This window comes from Bacteroides fragilis, from assembly GCF_019583405.1.
GTDB classification, from domain to species: Bacteria; Bacteroidota; Bacteroidia; order Bacteroidales; family Bacteroidaceae; genus Bacteroides; species Bacteroides fragilis_B.
The window spans coordinates 101,757-118,516 of the sequence record NZ_SZUU01000004.1; the positions used below are offsets into that span (position 1 = coordinate 101,757).

Below are 16,760 nucleotides of genomic sequence, written 5' to 3' on the forward strand. Positions count from 1 at the left end.
GCATTGTCGAATGGCGTATTAAATACCCCGAACAGTTTCAGCAACACTGAGTAAGGGAAATTGGGTAACTGGCAAGGATAACTCCATATAGCAGGCCGTAGGCTACAAAAACGAGGTAAGAAGGTTAGGGTTCTTAGTTCGTTCCTCTTTCTCGAAACTCGCCAGATATGCTTCCGTAGTCCTCAGGTCGGTATGTCCCAAGGATTCCTTATATAAGAGATGTTGGCTCCGCTTCGTTTCAATACGGTAGCGTATGAGTGTCTTGCGGTGCATGTGGTGATATTGCCGATACCCAATTCTTCACCTATCAACTCCATATGCTTGTTGATTCGCTTGACAACATCGCATACAATCGCTTTACGCTCTATGGTTGTCTGATTCCCTTTCATATAGGGAAATATATAATTATCGGGTAATGGCTTGTTTCCCCACTTGCCAATTATTGCCTCTAATTGGGGGAAACAACCGCACGTATCTCTTACTAATGTACTTTGGTAGAACTGCATAGTACCGATTCTTTCTTCGTTTCTCAGTTTCTCGATCTTAGCACGTATGGCACACTGTTCAGGGTGTCACCGGTAGCCTTTCCTAAACGCAAATCGAGCGTATTGAAAGAGAATGTTCCTTTTCTGCTAGAGCTTCAACATTCATACGAACCAAAGAAAAACTGCTTTCAATGGCTTATCTGATTTTCCTGCTTTCAGAAGATTTGCTATCCGGCAGCTTGCTCCACTCTTCTTTCGTCATGCAGATACCAATAGAATAATACTTGGGCCTTCTTTGATAGTAAACCTTGATTTTAACAGGATATTTACCTTCTTTGTTGGCTGTACGTGCATCAAGTACCGTAGAGACCATGATACCGTCTTTTGAATAATTATACATAATTTTAGGATTACCCGCAAGCGGAATTGCTTACGATAGTCTATATATCCTCTTTTGAACGGAAATATAAACGTTTTAAAGCTTTTTGAATATTGGTTTTGAGTAGTTTAGATGTTAATTTCAAATGGGTAAAAAACAGAAAAAACACAATCAAGAAGATAACATATTAAAAATAAAGACTATATAGCTTTCCAAAAACAAAAACTGGGCATAAAATCATTATAAATAGAAATTAGGGAAACTCCTATAATAAATGTTAACAACAAGATCCTATAACATTAATTTCCCAGCCCTAAATATAGCAAACAGGATTTCAAATACTATTTTAAGATTTTATCTTAATGAAACATGAAATAATAAACAATAATATTTCATATATTTGGATAATTACAGCTGTTTTTTATAGAAATGACCGATACACTGACAAAAGAAAAAAGAAGCTATTTAATGTCTACAGAATGATTATTCTTTGATTTTTGATTTGGAGACCGTGAATTTATGATTAACTTTGTAAGTACTCATATTTTAGCAGTAATACCAATAAATATATGATAGATGCTTATATTTTATCGCTTATAAATAAAACACCCGACTCTTTAATGTCGGGTATTGCTCAGCGCGTTAAGCAAAGGCGATTGGAAAAGGGATGGACGCAAAATATGCTTGCAACAAAGGCAGGGGTTTCCTTGGCCTCTTACAGGCGTTTTGAGACATCTGGAGAAATATCTCTGCGTTCATTAGTAATGCTTGCTTTTGCATTGGAGATGACGGATGAATTTGAAAATCTTTTCAGTAGAAAGGCATATCAAAGTCTTGATGATATATTAAAAGCGGAACAACCAAAACAAAGAAAGAGAGGGAATAGAAATGAGTAGTATTTCGATAATAGAGATTCTTATATCAGATAGACGCGTAGGACGAATGGCCCTTACACCCGAAGGGTTGTGTGGCTTTGAATACGATGCGGATTGGATAAAAAGCGGATTTTCAATATCTCCGTTCTATCTGCCATTAAAGTCAGGTCTGATAATGGCTAAGCGAGACCCTTTCGGAGGAAATTTCGGAGTGTTCGATGATAGTTTACCTGACGGTTGGGGGAATCTTTTGCTTGATCGTTATCTACAGGAAAAAGGAATAAATCCATATAAACTCAATGTTTTAGAACGGCTGTCGCTCATTGGTTCTACCGGACGTGGAGCATTGGAATATCGACCAGATAAAAGCATAGTCACAGACGATGAGTTTCTTGATTTTGACCGTTTGTCCAAAGAGGTTGAAAAGATACTTGAAAGCAAGGAGAGTGATGGCTCTGTCGATTTGCTTTATAAATATGGAGGTTCATCCGGTGGGGCTCGACCGAAAGTGTTTGCTAAGATAGATGGTCGTGAGTGGCTCGTGAAGTTTAAAGCAACAAGTGATCCTGTTAATGTGGGAGAAATAGAATATAACTACTCAATACTTGCTAAAGAGTGTGGAATACGAATGGCAGAAACTCGCTTGGTTAATGGTCGCTATTTTGGAGTAGAACGATTTGACCGAACCCCTCAAGGTAAAATTCATACTATAAGTGCTGCCGGATTGCTACACGCTAATTATAGGATACCGAGCCTTGACTACTCTCTACTATTAAAGTTGACACTGAACCTTACTAAGGACATGGAGCAGGTCGCAGAAATGTTTCGTTTGATGGTATTTAATGTCCTTATTTTCAACCGAGATGATCATGCTAAAAACTTCTCGTTTCAATGGATTGATGGAGAATGGAAACTTTCGCCTGCATATGACATTTTGCCAAGTAGCGGATTTAATGGCTATCATACTACAACTATAAATGGTAAAGGAGAACCGAAGCTTGCAGATATTATTACGTTGGCAAATGAAATAGGATTATCTAAACAGTATGTAAATCAGGCAATTGAAGAACTGATAGAAAAATGTACTGCGAAAAAGATGGTAAAATACAAATTAAGATAATTAGCTTGTATTGTTTGCTGTATATGGAGTAGATAGTGTGTTGACTATCGTTCTTCGATCTTGCTGAGTGGAATATAGTGCTAACCCTCTTCGCGGTTGTCGGTGATTGGTATAAAAATAAAAGACCGGTGTCAGTTCATTCGACGACACCGGTCTTTTATCCTTTTATTCATCAATCAAGTTCCTACTTTACTTCGATGCCCTTGTTCTTCAAAGTCATATTCAGTATTGTAGTATACTTCGTGTACTGTGCATCCGTCAACGTTTTTTTCATCAACTTCAGATTTCCGTAGACAGCGTTACGAACCAGGGTATCCTTGTTCTTTTTGGCAGTGGTGGCTCTTCCCATCTGTTCGTCAAAGTAGTTACAAATGTTGGCTACTTCTTCTGCCTGTACAGAAGATAAATTCAGGTATTTACCCAATTTATTCACATTGATGTTACCTTCCCATTTTGCAACTGTAGGTTGATTTTCTGCTGCAAATGTGGTGGCAGCAAGACAGAGTGCTGCTACTAATGTTAATCCTAATCTTCTCATAATACCTACTTTTTTAATTGTTATTCCTGAAAACTAATCTTTGTCCTTATCCTTATCATAAGGACCCTAATACCTATTAAAAACAATTGTTAAGCTCTTAGCTTTTTCTTTTTACCTATGCAAATATACAAATATGTTGTTCAACATAAAAAGGATGGGGAAGGAAAGTAGGCAATAAGGTGTCATTTCTTGATGTATATCAAGAAAGAGGTGTGAAAAAGATAATCTTATTGCGAAAATTGAAACAGTTTTGTAATAAGATGCCTATATGGAACAGAATAGTGTCACCAGAAACGGCACGCTAAAGTCCACAATGAAACCATGAAAGATAGAGACTATGACGAATTCCTGCCCTGAACAACGGGTGATAATGGGAAGAGTCGTATCCATAGTGGTAGCTCCTCCGACTGAAATGGGGGCCAGTTTTCCGAAAAACTTTACTAATAAAGGAGCACAAAGTAAGGCGATGATTTCGCGCATGATGTTTGAAAGCAGTGCGATGGTTCCCAGTTCGGCTCCTTTGTATTCGGTGATGAAAATGCTTGAGAGTGAATAATACCCGAATCCGGAACCCACTGCCATGCAATCGGCCGGTGAGCGATGCGATAAAAAGAGACTGACTACGGCACATCCTGTCAGTGTGCCCAGAATGGTCATTACGGGCAGGAAGAGTAAGCGCGGATTCAGTGACCGGAAACTTTTCAATGTTTGCGGATCATTGCCTATGCTGATGCCGACACAGAACATCAGCCCGCATAAGGCATAAAAACTGAGTTTACTTTGGCTGAAATCATATGGAATCAGATGATAAAGCCCGCACAGGGTGCCGATGATAAAAAAAGAGACGATAATAAGACTGCCTTTCATGGCTTCACCTCCTTCTTCTGATAGCGTGCATAAAGCAGATACCATAGCCCCCATGCAGCCAGTGTGCTTCCGGCTACGGCTGCTGTGGTGATGATGAAGGCTTCCAGCCCGATGGCGTGCAGTCCTTTCACGATGGCTTCGTTGCCTCCTACGTCAATGCCGAGCAGGAAGAGCAACAGCCATATTAATAAAGTAATGACTTTATGTATCCATGTGAGCCTTTGGCTTCGTAGCAAGTAGCCAAGCAGCATGCCTGTAAGCATGATTCCGATTATTATAAACATATAAATGTGCTTTTAGGGCACAAAGATAGTGGTTTCTTTATAAATCCGGTACCATTGGAGGAATTGCATGGTTTTTGACCGTCAGCATGTAGTTGGTTTCTGCGCTGAATCCAACCATTCCGGTACCGCCGTTCACATTGCTGGGGAAAGCGATGGGCTCGCTCAAGGTGTTGTCATAGGCATCTGAGTCGAGCAGGTTCAGTGCCCTCAGATAATAATATTCTTTTTCGGTGATGCTGAGTATGCGGATATAGACATCTGTTTTTATCCATATATATTCACTTCCCCAGAATCCCCATCCGTAGATATCATTATAGACAGTCATTGTATAGCTGCCGTCCGCGAAGCGTGAGTCGTCAAATACGGCATACTTGTTAGTGACACTGCCGAACAGGCCGTTTTCGTCATCTTCTTCCGTACTTGGCTTGCCGTCGGTCAATACCACGTCTTCGTTTGTTTGCAACTTAAAACTTTTCAACATAGCCGATTCCCAGTTAATCTGCTCACCTTGTTGCCAATAGTATTTCCAGTATTTCCGCTGTTCCACAATGATCCGATAGAAATTCTTCTCTCCCGGACGGTCGTTTATTTTGATTTGATAACGGAGATGTCTTCTCGGCGGAGTCCCGTAACCATAGTTACTTGGTATTCTCATGATAGAGACTGTATCTACCTTTTCTATCTTCCCGACAGGTTGGGGTACGGTGACTTCTGCCCATGCGTGATATGCACCGTCATCTGTCATGGCGTCTATGCGGACTACATCGCCCGGATGGAAAGTGCTGTTGATATAAAAACGTCCTTTATCGCTGCTGTATGGATCGGGGCGCAGAGTTTCGCTGAGGGAACCGTTAATGCGTACTTCCACAGTGGCTCCGTTGATTTGTCCGATTTGGTTTCTGCCGGTAAAGTTCAGGAACAGTTCGTTGTAAGTGCTATCGGCGTTGATGATGGCGTTCATCACCAGTTTAGGCGGATTCTCCTTCAGATCGAAAGGGAGATCGTGGTTGCAGGCTGTGGCAGATATAATAACCAGCAGGAACAGGAGTATGTCGTGAATGGATCGTTTCATAAATACTTAGAATTTATATGTATAACTGAATGAAGGAATACAAGGCAACAAGGTGAATTTCCGGATGACCGGTATGCGGTTGCCTTGTGCTTGTTCGCCTTGAGTATATTCAGTCTTTTTGTAGGTGCGATATACCAAGGTAGGGTTCATGGCATTGTATACATTATATATACTGACGTTCCAGATACGCATGCCATGCCGTGTTTTCTTGCTGAAATTAACACCTACATTGAGCCGGTGCGTGGCGGGAAGGCGATAGTTGTTGCGGTGCTTGACATAATCTCCTTCTTGTATCGATGAATTGTTATCGCCCGGACGGATGATAGCTGTCAGTTCAGTGGGGATTGTGGTTGTACCTCCGGTGGTAAGTATCCATGAGGCACTTACGTCGATTCGTTCATTGAACCGATGGTTGAGGGTCAGGTCTATATTGTGCCTCCGGTCATATTTATACGGAAAGCGTGCCCCATTGTTTATCCCTCCTTTGGCAAATTTACGGTCACTCTTGGCCAATGTATATGCGAGCCATCCGGTTGTCTTCCCGATGGTTCTCTGTGCCATGAATTCTATACCCATGGAGCGTCCGCGTCCCATCTCCACTTTGTCTTCCCATCCGGTGGAAGATCCGAGGAAACTGACTCCGTCTTTGTATTCAAGCACATTTCTCATTCCTTTATAGTAGCCTTCCACCGAGAATTCCCATCCGTCGATTCCAGTGTAATAGCCACCCAATGATACCTGATGCGCTTGCATAGGCTTGATTTTACTGGTCACCGGTACCCACAGGTCGGTGGGCATGGCGAACGGCATGGATGAAATCAAGTGTACATACTGGCTCATTTTGGTGTAAGAAGCTTTGATTACGATGTCCTTGTTGAGCTGATAGCGTGCGGAGATGCGGGGTTGTATGGAGAAATAGTTCTTCTTTTGCACTTGGAAGGTCGAGAAGTGCAGGCCCAGGTTCATACGCAGGCGACTGCTCAGATTGAAGTTATCTTCAAGGTAGGCAGATGCTTCGTGGGCAAGGATTTCGCTGTTAGAGGCGGTATAATACGTCGTATCCCGCTCGATGGTTTCTCCGGTCTTGTCGAATATCTTTGAGGTGGATACTTCCGGGCGGAAACTATGGTGCAGGTATTGCATTCCGAACTTGACATGGTGTGCGGGGATAGGATTATAGTCAAAATCTATCTGAGCACTCCAGTCCCGGATTCCCGATTTATAGTCGGCTTTATAGCGGTTCCAGGTTATTTGGTTGTTTGTATGTATCTCGTTCTTGGTGAACGTGCTGACGTCAAACTTATAGTTATTGAAAGCGACTGTGGTATTGCTGAACAGCTTGTTGTTAAAGATGTAGTTCCAGCGTCCCGAAACGATGGTATTTCCCCAGTTCATCTTTCCGCCATCCCTGTACTTGTCTTCGTCACCGTAGTAAGTGTCGTCATACTTTGTCATGAAATGGTCTTTGCCATTGTATGCACTGAGGAAGAGGCGGCTCCGGTCGGAAAACTTATGGTTGATTTTGGCATTAATGTCATAAAAGTAATAACTGTACTTTTCCTCTTTCGGCATGAAGGGTTTGGCCAACAGGTCGATGTAGGAGCGGCGGGCAGAAATGTTGAAAGAGGTCCGGTCCTTGATGATCGGCCCTTCGAAATTGAGTTTGCTGGTCAGGAGTCCTATACTGACTACGCCATGATAGTTCTTCATGTCGCCATCGTTGGTGCGTACGTCGATTACCGAGGAGAGGCGTCCGCCGAAGCGGGCGGGGAAAGAACTTTTGAAGAGGGTTACTTTCTTTACGGCTTCGGGAGTGAAGACAGAGAAGAATCCTAATAAATGGTCTACGTTGTACACCGGTACACCGTCCAGCAAGATCAGGTTTTGGTCGGGGCCGCCGCCACGTACATACAATCCGGCAGATCCTTCCATCCCGGCCTGTACGCCCGGCATCAACTGGATGGCTTTCATTACATCTGCTTCTCCCAATATGCTGGGAGTGTTTTTTATTTGTGTCATCGGTATCTCGCTGGCCCCCATTTGAGTGGCCATGATCCCCGATTCGGCCTTGTCCGATACGATGACCACTTCTTGCAGCATGTTATTGTCTTCCATCCGGATGTTCAGCAGGGTGTCACGGGTCAGGGTCAGTGCGTGTTGCTGGCTGGTGTAACCCAAATAGGAGAAGCTCAACTGAGCTTCTCCTTCCGGCAGCGTAATGCTGTAGAAACCGTAAGGATTGGTGGTGGTTCCTTGATGATGACGACTCTCAAGAATATTGGCACCAATCAGCGTTTCGGCAGACGCCCCGTCGGTTACGTATCCACTGATAGTAAACCTGCGGCTTACGGGTTTGGGGGGGATTTTTTGTAACAGGATGTGTTTCCCTGTTATTTTATAACTTATCGGTTCGTTGGCAAACAACTGGTTCAGAACTTCTCCGAGAGGTTTCTTCTGTACGTTGAGGCTGACTTTATGGTCGAGTTTCACTTCTTCACCGTAGATGAAAGAGAAACCGGTGGCCTGTTCTATATGCCGGATAATCTCTGAGAGGCTGGTGTTCTGCAGCTTGAGAGTGATCTTGGGTTCCGGTGTCTGCGCATTGATAGTCGAAAAGGATATGGAAACCACACACATCAGAATGTAACTTCTGATGTGGTGGAAATCCAAACTGGATTTTCTCATGTCTAGTTAAGTTTAGTAGTAATCGTTATTTTTTCATTGTTGTGTGAATAGTTAAATTTACCGACTGTATGCAGCAGATCGAGAATCTGGTCGAGTCCTTCTCCGTCGGAGAATCGTGCCGTGATCCGGTAATCCCGCAATGCTTTGTCTGCTATGGAGATGTTTACACCAAACGTGTTGGACAGCTGTCGGGCAATCTCCTGCAGGGGGAGGTTGTTGAAGACTAATTCGCCATTCCGCCAGGCTATCTCCTCGGCAGCGCGATCTGAAACTTCAAGGGTCATGCTCTTTTTCACCTTATTATATATAGCACTTTCGTTTGGCTTCAGAACCATGCGCACAGAATTGGCTTTATTGCTCACCACCACGGAACCTTCGAGTAGGGTGGTTTTCACTTCCGGATCGTCCGGATAGGACTCTACGTTGAAGTGAGTTCCCAGTACCTCTACATTGACCGACTCTGTTTGTACGATGAAAGAGTGTTCCCGATTCTTCGTCACTTCGAAATAGGCTTCTCCTTTCAGGCCCACTTCCCTGTGTTTCCCTTTGAATTTCTCGGGATAGGTGAGAGAAGAGAAGTGGTTCAGCGTCACTTCCGTTCCATCGGGTAACTTTATAGTCCGTGTGTCGGCCAGTGTAGAAACGGTTTGCAAGGCGGCAGGTTTCAGATAGCAATAAGTGTTCCATCCGATGTAGCAGAACAAAGCGATGGCGGCTACTGCCGAGAAAATGCGTATAGAGAAAAGCCGGTGTGCCGGACGTGGCAATCGCTTCTCTAATATCTGATAGCTTGCCGCTGCCGAGAATCTTCCTCTGGGCGAGCGGGTGGAGGCTATGAGTTTCTCCAATAATCGGTTAAGTTCCTGGTCGGTATACTTCATTTTTTATTTCGTTATTTTTTCACCAGCCGGATAGACATCTTGGTCGTTTCCGATTTGCCGTTCTGAGGCCGGCAGATAAGCTGAATGTATTCATTCGTTCCCACTTTCTGGGGATAGACCAGAATAGTGGCTTTGGCCGATTTACTGCCTCCCTTGATGGTGACTTTATTATCTTTAATCTTAAAAAACTGTGCCGAAGGGCTTCCGGGTTTCGTCGGACGTGAGGGTGATTCGATGAAGACAATCCGGTCTTCTTTCGTTTTATCAACCGCAATGATCTTTACCTGGAATTCGGCTTCCGCAGTGTTCTTTTTGTAAGAGAAGTCCTGCGCTTTCTTTTCGAATCCCAGATATTCCTTGGGATAGGAGTTGTTGCCGTTTTCGCATGCAGTGAAACACAGTGCCATCGTAAGCAATGCAAAGGTTGTAGGTCTTAATAACTTCTTCATAAGCTAAGTCTTTGTGTTTTGATTAAAATGAATTTCATTGATAAAGACAGAGCGTTCGAAGGATCTCCCTATCGGGAATATGCAAATAAAAGTTAAACCTGATCCATCGTTTCCGGCCGGTGGTTCATTGTTTATCGTTCATCGTCAATATCGCTTCTTTCAGTCGGGTTGTTGCTTTCTGAAGTTGGGCATCTACGGTCTTTGTACTGATGCCCAGCTCTTCGGCCACTTGTGCATAGCTTTGTTTTTCTTCGCGGACGCGGATGAACACTTCTCTGCAACGTTCGGGCAGGCGGTCGAGCGCCTTCACATAGATGGCGAACAGTTCTTCGCTGATCATCGATTCCTCGGGCGAATCGCTTTGTGCTTCCGGTTCCGGCAATACTTCGGTGGATATGGTTGTGCGCCTGTTCTCTTTTTCCAGATAGTTGAGCGAGGCGTTTTTCACCAATATGAAGCAATAGTCCTCAATGCTTTTGACTTCGGGCAACGAACTGCGTTGTTCCCAGAGTTTCAGGAATACATCAAGTACGATCTCCTGCGACCATTCTTCCCGCTTTACGTAATAATAGGCAATGCGGTAAAGCCGGTCGTACGTCATATCGTAGAAGGATCGGAACGCCGTTTGCGAGTCCAGCTCCTTCATTCGTCTTAATAGTTTTCGAACCTCTGATTCGGTCATGACTTTATGGTTTTAGTTGTCCACCCGGAGAAGATCGCTCATAATGCTGTCGGAAATAAAGATTCCTTCTCGGGTGAGGCGCAGAGCACCTTCGTGTATTTCTAATTTGCCGTTTTCTAAAGAAGGACGTGCCATCTTGAGGCAATATTGTTCCAGTTCGGTTCCATAATCGTTGCGGAGGCGTTCGAGTGAAATTCCCCATTGAGTGCGGACGGAGGTAATGACGAATTCATTGTACCGGGTAGTCAGATCCCGCTCTTCCCGTTCAAAGTCCCGTTTACCGCTTTCGATGCCTGCTATGTATTTCTCTATCGAAGAACAGTTCCATTCGCGTGTTTCTCCGTCGAAAGAGTGTGCCGACGGACCGCAACCGAGGTAACTGATCCCTTGCCAGTACGAAGTGTTATGGCGTGAATACATTCCCGGCTTGCAGAAGTTGGATATTTCGTAGTGCTCATATCCTGCTTCCTGCAGCCGGTCCATCAATAAGGTGAAGAACCGGACACTGCTGTCCTCGTCTACTTCTTCAACCTGGTGTTTTTGCAACATTCTATAAATAGGAGTACCTTCTTCATAAATCAGGTGGTAGGCCGAAACATGTTCCACATCAAGGGCAACGGCCTGTTGCAGGTCCCTTTCCCAACGCTCTGCTGTCTCACCGGGAAGTCCGTAAATCAAGTCGATGCTGATGTTACGGAACCCGTAAGTACGGCACAATTCTACCGCACGAATGGCTTGAGTGGCGTTGTGGCGCCGCTTCAATAACGTAAGTGTGGCATCATCAAAAGTCTGGATACCCATACTGATGCGGTTGAACGGCAAGCGGGAAAGCATTTGCACATATTCCGGACAGAGATCATCCGGATTGGCTTCAAGCGTTATTTCATGGCAATTTTCCATTCCATATACACGACGGATGGTGTCGAACACCTTCCGGAAGTCCTCTTCATCGAGTTGCGAAGGAGTACCTCCACCAAAGTAAAGCGTTTCTATAGGCTCTCCTTTCAGGTAAGTATATCTCATTTCCAGCTCCTTGCAGAGCGCTTCGATGTAGTGTCCTTTCCATTCGCTTCGCGTGGTGGAGTAAAAATCGCAATAAATACAGCGTGTCTTACAGAAGGGGACATGTATGTATATGCCTGGCATGATGGTCTGAGTTGTTTTTGCGGTTTAAATTGCAAAAGTAAGGTTTTCGTCTTAGTAAACAACTTTGCGGGGCATATATTCTTTTTTATTTAACGGGAGGAAAGTTCCTTTTTGACCATTTGACAATCTGATTATCCGATAACCTCAGAATGCTTTCGTTTCGTGCCGCTCTGAAAGTTGGAGAAAAAAACGCCTGCATTTGCCGATAGGATTTTCTCATGTGCCACAGATCTGCGGTATTTGTTTCCCAATAGATAGCCGTATGGAAGATTCCTGTCCTTTTTCTTTTATTTTCCTCCTCTTCCGATGATTCTGCTATATGCAGCTTGACTGGATTTACAGAACAACCGGAGGAGAAAAAGACATCCATGCAGCCTTTTTGTTATAACAATATATGCAATGGGGCAAAACATTAAGAGATTTCCGGAAAAGAAGTAAGCATTTTCCGGAAATGCTTACTTCTTTTGGTCCGAATACTTACTTCTTTTTTGGGAAATACACCGTCTTTGTGCTGAAAAACCTCCGTCTTTTGCCTTAAATTCTTCCGTTTTGCGTCGAAAACTCCGTTACTGAATCCTATTTCATTCAGTTTGGCAGAAGACAGTGTAAGCGGATGTGAGGTGAATAATGCTTTTTAATAGATAATAAAGGAAAAGCCTTTCATTCTGATAAACAGCTTGTTCTCTTGCTCTTTGTCTTGATATGTTGCATAACATTGTTTAGTAACATTGTCAGTTTTATTGCTTTTCATTTGATTAATGCCTAATTTGCGCTTCAGTAAAAAAAGGGTATGCGAAAAACACATACTGAATCATTCATTTAAATCTTATATATCATGAAAAAGACTTTAAGAATTTGTTTAGGAGTAACTTTCTTGTTATTTGTTTCTGCTAATGTCTGTTTATCCGCGTTGAAAAACAAAGATAAAAAAGCGAATATGAAGATGCTTACTTTAGAATGCATTGCAATGGGAGAAGGTACTGACTCTGGAGAAGGAGGAGGAGGAGGTAACTATTCATGCACAGTAACTGTAGAATGTGGATTTCCTCTATCTGGTTCAGTATCTTGTAGCGGTAACAAATGTAGCAGAGGACTTGATTGGTTAAAAGGTGCCTATGTTAAGTGTGATGGAAATACGACTTATTGCAATGAATAAAATATTGATTCTTATTATCGCAACTTTATGTTTTTCTTCTTGTAACAACAAGGAGAAAAACTGTAGTTTAATGTATTGCCAGCCAGAAATTGAAATAGAAGAGTATCCTGATTCCAGTTTCTTTTCCAATATTACGTGTATGACTTATTATAAGAATAAGATATATGTTTTGGATAAAAAACGGGGAGACATTGTGGCGCTAAGTGATAACTTAAAAGAGATGGAATATGTTAGCAAACATGGTGAAGCTCCTTATGAAACAACATGGCCGTTTACTTTTAATGTGCTGGACGACACGGTATATGTTGTTGATTTTGGAACAAGGTCAATGAAAAAATTTCATAAAGGAATTTTCTATGGTGATTTTTTACTTTCAAATGCAAATGAAAACAGATTTAGTCTCAATGATTCTTTAATCTTTTTATCTGCGAATACAGATTCGACAAGTTTTCTAATGATCGATAAATATCACCCCGACCAACAAACCCCAATGGGGAAGGTTGTGCGAGAAAAAACTCCTTTTAAAACCATCATATCTAACAAGAAACATATTCTTTATGATAAAGACAAAGGGATATTTTCTGTTTCAGATTGCTACCCTTATATAGAGCAATATAATATTCACGGAGAATATATTAAAACATTTGATATATCTTCAATTCCTATCATAAAGGAAGCAATGGCAATTGCTGAAAAAAACTCTAATAAAGAGAATACTGTTTATGTATACATATGTGATGCTTATCTTGCAAATGACCATATATATATACTGTGTTCATCACGGAGCTCATCAGGCGATTATCGTGTAAATACTATTCTGAAATTATCAATTAATGACGAAATGAAGCATGTCTCTACTTACATTCTTCCGCATGATATTTATTCCTCTTTCTGTGTTTCAGAACCATATTTATTTGCTTCACAAGAAGTGGCGGGAGTAACCATTGAAAAAATAAAAATAGGTGATGCGGAAAAATAAATTCTTTACCTTATTTATATTGCTTTGCATTATATGGGGATGTAGCAATAATCAAAAAAAAGAAAATGATGTTACTAGAGCTCCCCAAAAGGATGTTTATAACTTAATAGGGAAAAGGGTAACCTTCATTGATTCTATTGTGTCAAATAAGACTTGTAGAGTTGTTTTTCTATTTAACTATTATGATTGTGGAACTTGTATCGATTTAGGATTCTCTATTACAAAAAAAATAGATTCTCTTTATAGAAATAATAGAGTAGCTATTATTTCAATTATGGGAAGCCCTTCATTATTCCAGAAACGTAATAAATATTATGAGTATATATACATTGACTCAAAAGATCTGATAAGAAAAGAATTGAAATATGCTCCGACACCTATAATGCTTTTACTGGATTCTTCAAACTGTATAAAGGATTATATACTTCCTAATACATCGGATGATAGAGAAGTTGTTCCATTTATAAAATCTGTTTTATAAGGAAGCATAAGCCAAGAGGTTTATTATATTGGTGCTATCAAGTCCGATAATACGGAAAGTTGTTTATCCTGATTCAACTCCGTTGAGAGAGTGCCAAGAGTTTGTGACACTGTAATATCTGCTCAATAAACAGATCCTGTATGTTACATAACATTGTTTAGTAACACTGTCCGTTTTATTGCTTTTCATTTGATTAATGCCTAATTTGCGCCTCAGTAAAAAAAGGGTATGCGAAAAACACATACTGAATCATTCATTTAAATCTTATATATCATGAAAGTATATCAGACGAACGAAATTAAAAACATTGCCCTTCTTGGCAATGACGGCTCAGGAAAAACCACTCTCACAGAAGCGTTGCTCTATGAGAGTGGTATTATAAAACGTCGCGGCAGAATCACTGCCAAAAACACCGTAAGCGATTACTTTCCGGTAGAACAGGAATATGGATATTCTGTCTTTTCGACCATCTTCCATGTAGAATGGAACGGGAAGAAACTGAACATCATAGACTGCCCGGGTAGCGATGACTTTGTAGGGGCTGCCATGACGGCACTCAACGTAACCGATACAGCTATTTTGCTGCTGAACGGACAATATGGACCGGAAGTGGGAACACAAAACCATTTCCGCTATACCGAAAAACTGGGTAAACCGGTAATCTTCCTGGTGAATCAACTCGATAACGAGAAGTGCGATTATGATATGGTGCTTGAACAACTGAAGTCCATCTACGGTCCCAAAGTAGTTCCGGTTCAGTATCCGCTGGCTACTGGTCCCAACTTCAACTCGCTGATAGACGTGCTGCTGATGAAGAAATACTCTTGGGGACCCGAAGGTGGAGCACCCACTATTGAAGAGATCCCGGCCGAAGAGATGGACAAGGCTATGGAAATGCATAAAGCCCTGGTAGAAGCCGCTGCTGAGAATGATGAAGGCTTGATGGAAAAATTCTTCGAACAGGATTCACTGACAGAAGACGAAATGCGTGAAGGCATCCGCAAAGGATTGGCTGCACGTGGTATGTTCCCCGTATTCTGTGTATGTGCAGGCAAAGATATGGGTGTGCGTCGTTTGATGGAGTTCCTGGGTAATGTAGTGCCCGGTGTATCCGAAATGCCGAAAGTGCACAATACCCGTGGCGAAGTGGTGGAACCCGATCCTGATGGGCCTACTTCACTCTATTTCTTCAAAACAGGTGTGGAGCCGCATATTGGCGACGTTCAATACTTCAAGGTGATGAGTGGAAAAGTGCACGAAGGAGATGACTTTACGAATGCCGACCGCGGTTCGAAAGAACGTGTGGCACAGATTTATGCTTGTGCCGGTGCCAACCGTATCAAAGTAGAAGAGATGGTGGCCGGTGATATCGGCTGTACGGTGAAGCTGAAAGATGTTCATACCGGAAACACGCTAAATGGTAAAGGTGCCGAAAACCGGTTTAATTTTATTAAATATCCGAATTCTAAATATTCACGTGCCATCAAACCGGTGAACGAAGCCGATACAGAGAAGATGATGGTTATCTTGAACCGTATGCGCGAGGAAGATCCGACTTGGGTCATCGAACAATCGAAAGAATTGAAACAGACTATCGTACATGGTCAGGGTGAATTCCACCTCCGTACTTTGAAATGGCGTCTGGAGAATAATGAAAAACTTCAGGTGAAATTCGAGGAACCGAAGATTCCTTATCGTGAGACCATCACTAAGGCGGCCCGTGCCGATTATCGTCATAAAAAACAATCGGGTGGTGCCGGACAGTTTGGTGAAGTACACTTGATCGTAGAACCATATTATGAAGGAATGCCGGTGCCCGATACGTATAAGTTCGGTGGACAGGAATTTAAGATTAATGTGAAAGGTACCGAAGAAGTTCCATTGGAATGGGGCGGAAAATTGGTATTTGTTAACAGTATTGTCGGTGGTTCTATCGATGCCCGCTTCCTGCCTGCTATCCTTAAAGGTATCATGTCCCGTATGGAGCAGGGACCTCTCACCGGTTCGTACGCCCGCGATGTACGTGTCATCGTATATGACGGAAAGATGCACCCGGTAGATTCTAATGAAATCTCGTTCATGCTGGCCGGACGCAATGCCTTCAGCGAAGCGTTTAAAAATGCGGGACCGAAGATTCTCGAACCTATTTATGATGTAGAAGTCTTTGTGCCTTCCGATAAGATGGGTGATGTGATGGGAGACCTCCAGGGACGTCGTGCCATGATCATGGGTATGAGTAGCGAAAACGGTTATGAGAAACTGGTGGCTAAAGTGCCTTTGAAAGAGATGGCTTCTTATTCAACTGCCCTTAGTTCGCTTACCGGAGGCCGTGCTTCGTTCATTATGAAATTTGCAAGTTACGAACTTGTTCCGAGTGATGTACAGGATAAGTTAATAAAAGACTTCGAATCCAAACAAACAGAAGAGTGATTATAGTTATAAACTGCCGGGCTTAGACTATAAGTGACTGTGCTACTAAATGATAAGGCTACGAGAAGTGTGCAAAAAGTGTGCAGCTACTCGTAGCTTTATTTTTTTGGGGGGCTTTGGGACGTACTTGTTCGGTGTGGGGGCTATAAGAGGACGTAACCGGTATCTTATAGTCTGCCTCTCCATTAACAATGATTAAAGAAAGTAGATTTTCTGAAGAGAAATCTTTAATTTTTTATTAAATTTGCAAA

Annotated in this window: 15 protein-coding genes and 1 pseudogene; 6 read left to right on the plus strand and 10 right to left on the minus strand. The window is 42.4% G+C overall.

Translation table 11 applies throughout. The annotated features are described in order from the left end of the window. Positions 1-102: 102 nt before the first annotated feature. A pseudogene (locus tag FDF36_RS10545) lies at positions 103-885 on the minus strand (tyrosine-type recombinase/integrase). 548 nt (positions 886-1,433) lie between these two features. Between FDF36_RS10545 and FDF36_RS10550 the strand changes: the two are divergent. Both FDF36_RS10550 and FDF36_RS10555 read left to right on the plus strand, forming a co-directional pair. Further along, positions 1,434-1,760, plus strand: a complete 327-nt coding sequence (locus FDF36_RS10550; protein WP_220391305.1) for a helix-turn-helix domain-containing protein — start codon at positions 1,434-1,436, stop codon at positions 1,758-1,760. After that, a complete protein-coding gene (locus FDF36_RS10555; RefSeq protein WP_220391306.1) occupies positions 1,753-2,859 on the plus strand; it encodes a type II toxin-antitoxin system HipA family toxin in 1,107 nt (368 codons plus the stop codon). The genes FDF36_RS10550 and FDF36_RS10555 overlap by 8 nt, the downstream gene beginning before the upstream one ends. Positions 2,860-3,043: 184 nt before the next feature. Here FDF36_RS10555 and FDF36_RS10560 read toward each other — a convergent pair whose 3' ends face one another. The 9 genes from FDF36_RS10560 to hemW form a co-directional block, all read right to left on the minus strand. Next, positions 3,044-3,397, minus strand: coding sequence for a hypothetical protein (locus tag FDF36_RS10560; protein WP_005821863.1), 354 nt, complete (start codon positions 3,395-3,397; stop codon positions 3,044-3,046). Positions 3,398-3,661: 264 nt separating this feature from the next. Further along, on the minus strand, positions 3,662-4,264 hold the full coding sequence (locus tag FDF36_RS10565; RefSeq protein WP_220391307.1) for a LysO family transporter: 603 nt from the start codon (positions 4,262-4,264) through the stop codon (positions 3,662-3,664). Continuing rightward, entirely contained in the window at positions 4,261-4,548 is a 288-nt protein-coding gene (locus tag FDF36_RS10570; protein ID WP_005781475.1) for a LysO family transporter, read from the minus strand. Before FDF36_RS10570 ends, FDF36_RS10565 begins: the two co-directional genes overlap by 4 nt. A gap of 37 nt (positions 4,549-4,585) precedes the next feature. Further along, positions 4,586-5,620, minus strand: a complete 1,035-nt coding sequence (locus FDF36_RS10575) for a DUF4249 domain-containing protein (protein WP_220391308.1) — start codon at positions 5,618-5,620, stop codon at positions 4,586-4,588. Between the two features lie 6 nt (positions 5,621-5,626). Next, positions 5,627-8,305: a TonB-dependent receptor gene (locus FDF36_RS10580; RefSeq protein ID WP_220391309.1), complete on the minus strand. Its 2,679-nt coding sequence runs from the start codon at positions 8,303-8,305 to the stop codon at positions 5,627-5,629. A gap of 2 nt (positions 8,306-8,307) precedes the next feature. Beyond that, positions 8,308-9,186: a FecR family protein gene (locus FDF36_RS10585; protein ID WP_220391310.1), complete on the minus strand. Its 879-nt coding sequence runs from the start codon at positions 9,184-9,186 to the stop codon at positions 8,308-8,310. Positions 9,187-9,197: 11 nt separating this feature from the next. After that, positions 9,198-9,635: a hypothetical protein gene (locus tag FDF36_RS10590; protein ID WP_220391311.1), complete on the minus strand. Its 438-nt coding sequence runs from the start codon at positions 9,633-9,635 to the stop codon at positions 9,198-9,200. A gap of 124 nt (positions 9,636-9,759) precedes the next feature. Next, positions 9,760-10,317: an RNA polymerase sigma-70 factor gene (locus FDF36_RS10595; RefSeq protein ID WP_220391312.1), complete on the minus strand. Its 558-nt coding sequence runs from the start codon at positions 10,315-10,317 to the stop codon at positions 9,760-9,762. A 12-nt stretch (positions 10,318-10,329) separates the two neighbouring features. Next, on the minus strand, positions 10,330-11,463 hold the full coding sequence (gene hemW, locus FDF36_RS10600) for a radical SAM family heme chaperone HemW (RefSeq protein ID WP_220391313.1): 1,134 nt from the start codon (positions 11,461-11,463) through the stop codon (positions 10,330-10,332). An 835-nt stretch (positions 11,464-12,298) separates the two neighbouring features. On the opposite strand from hemW, the gene FDF36_RS10605 reads away from it, so the two are divergent. From FDF36_RS10605 to FDF36_RS10620, 4 genes are all read left to right on the plus strand, one after another. Next, the gene (locus FDF36_RS10605; RefSeq protein ID WP_220391314.1) at positions 12,299-12,619 is read left to right on the plus strand and encodes a hypothetical protein; all 321 of its coding nucleotides are present in this window, start codon (positions 12,299-12,301) and stop codon (positions 12,617-12,619) included. Then, the gene (locus tag FDF36_RS10610; protein ID WP_220391315.1) at positions 12,612-13,598 is read left to right on the plus strand and encodes a hypothetical protein; all 987 of its coding nucleotides are present in this window, start codon (positions 12,612-12,614) and stop codon (positions 13,596-13,598) included. The genes FDF36_RS10605 and FDF36_RS10610 overlap by 8 nt, the downstream gene beginning before the upstream one ends. Continuing rightward, on the plus strand, positions 13,585-14,079 hold the full coding sequence (locus FDF36_RS10615; protein ID WP_220391316.1) for a hypothetical protein: 495 nt from the start codon (positions 13,585-13,587) through the stop codon (positions 14,077-14,079). The genes FDF36_RS10610 and FDF36_RS10615 overlap by 14 nt, the downstream gene beginning before the upstream one ends. Before the next feature lie 273 nt (positions 14,080-14,352). Then, on the plus strand, positions 14,353-16,509 hold the full coding sequence (locus FDF36_RS10620; RefSeq protein ID WP_005781460.1) for an elongation factor G: 2,157 nt from the start codon (positions 14,353-14,355) through the stop codon (positions 16,507-16,509). The last annotated feature ends 251 nt before the right edge of the window (positions 16,510-16,760 follow it).

Excerpts from the sequence above, each read along its gene's own strand:
- hemW (WP_220391313.1), bottom strand. The coding sequence starts at position 11,463 with ATGCCAGGCATATACATACATGTCCCCTTCTGTAAGACACGCTGTATT.
- FDF36_RS10590 (WP_220391311.1), bottom strand. The coding sequence starts at position 9,635 with ATGAAGAAGTTATTAAGACCTACAACCTTTGCATTGCTTACGATGGCA.
- FDF36_RS10555 (WP_220391306.1), top strand. The coding sequence starts at position 1,753 with ATGAGTAGTATTTCGATAATAGAGATTCTTATATCAGATAGACGCGTA.
- FDF36_RS10620 (WP_005781460.1), top strand. The coding sequence starts at position 14,353 with ATGAAAGTATATCAGACGAACGAAATTAAAAACATTGCCCTTCTTGGC.
- FDF36_RS10560 (WP_005821863.1), bottom strand. The coding sequence starts at position 3,397 with ATGAGAAGATTAGGATTAACATTAGTAGCAGCACTCTGTCTTGCTGCC.
- FDF36_RS10565 (WP_220391307.1), bottom strand. The coding sequence starts at position 4,264 with ATGAAAGGCAGTCTTATTATCGTCTCTTTTTTTATCATCGGCACCCTG.
- FDF36_RS10610 (WP_220391315.1), top strand. The coding sequence starts at position 12,612 with ATGAATAAAATATTGATTCTTATTATCGCAACTTTATGTTTTTCTTCT.
- FDF36_RS10580 (WP_220391309.1), bottom strand. The coding sequence starts at position 8,305 with ATGAGAAAATCCAGTTTGGATTTCCACCACATCAGAAGTTACATTCTG.
- FDF36_RS10605 (WP_220391314.1), top strand. The coding sequence starts at position 12,299 with ATGAAAAAGACTTTAAGAATTTGTTTAGGAGTAACTTTCTTGTTATTT.
- FDF36_RS10550 (WP_220391305.1), top strand. The coding sequence starts at position 1,434 with ATGATAGATGCTTATATTTTATCGCTTATAAATAAAACACCCGACTCT.
- FDF36_RS10570 (WP_005781475.1), bottom strand. The coding sequence starts at position 4,548 with ATGTTTATAATAATCGGAATCATGCTTACAGGCATGCTGCTTGGCTAC.
- FDF36_RS10615 (WP_220391316.1), top strand. The coding sequence starts at position 13,585 with ATGCGGAAAAATAAATTCTTTACCTTATTTATATTGCTTTGCATTATA.
- FDF36_RS10575 (WP_220391308.1), bottom strand. The coding sequence starts at position 5,620 with ATGAAACGATCCATTCACGACATACTCCTGTTCCTGCTGGTTATTATA.
- FDF36_RS10595 (WP_220391312.1), bottom strand. The coding sequence starts at position 10,317 with ATGACCGAATCAGAGGTTCGAAAACTATTAAGACGAATGAAGGAGCTG.
- FDF36_RS10585 (WP_220391310.1), bottom strand. The coding sequence starts at position 9,186 with ATGAAGTATACCGACCAGGAACTTAACCGATTATTGGAGAAACTCATA.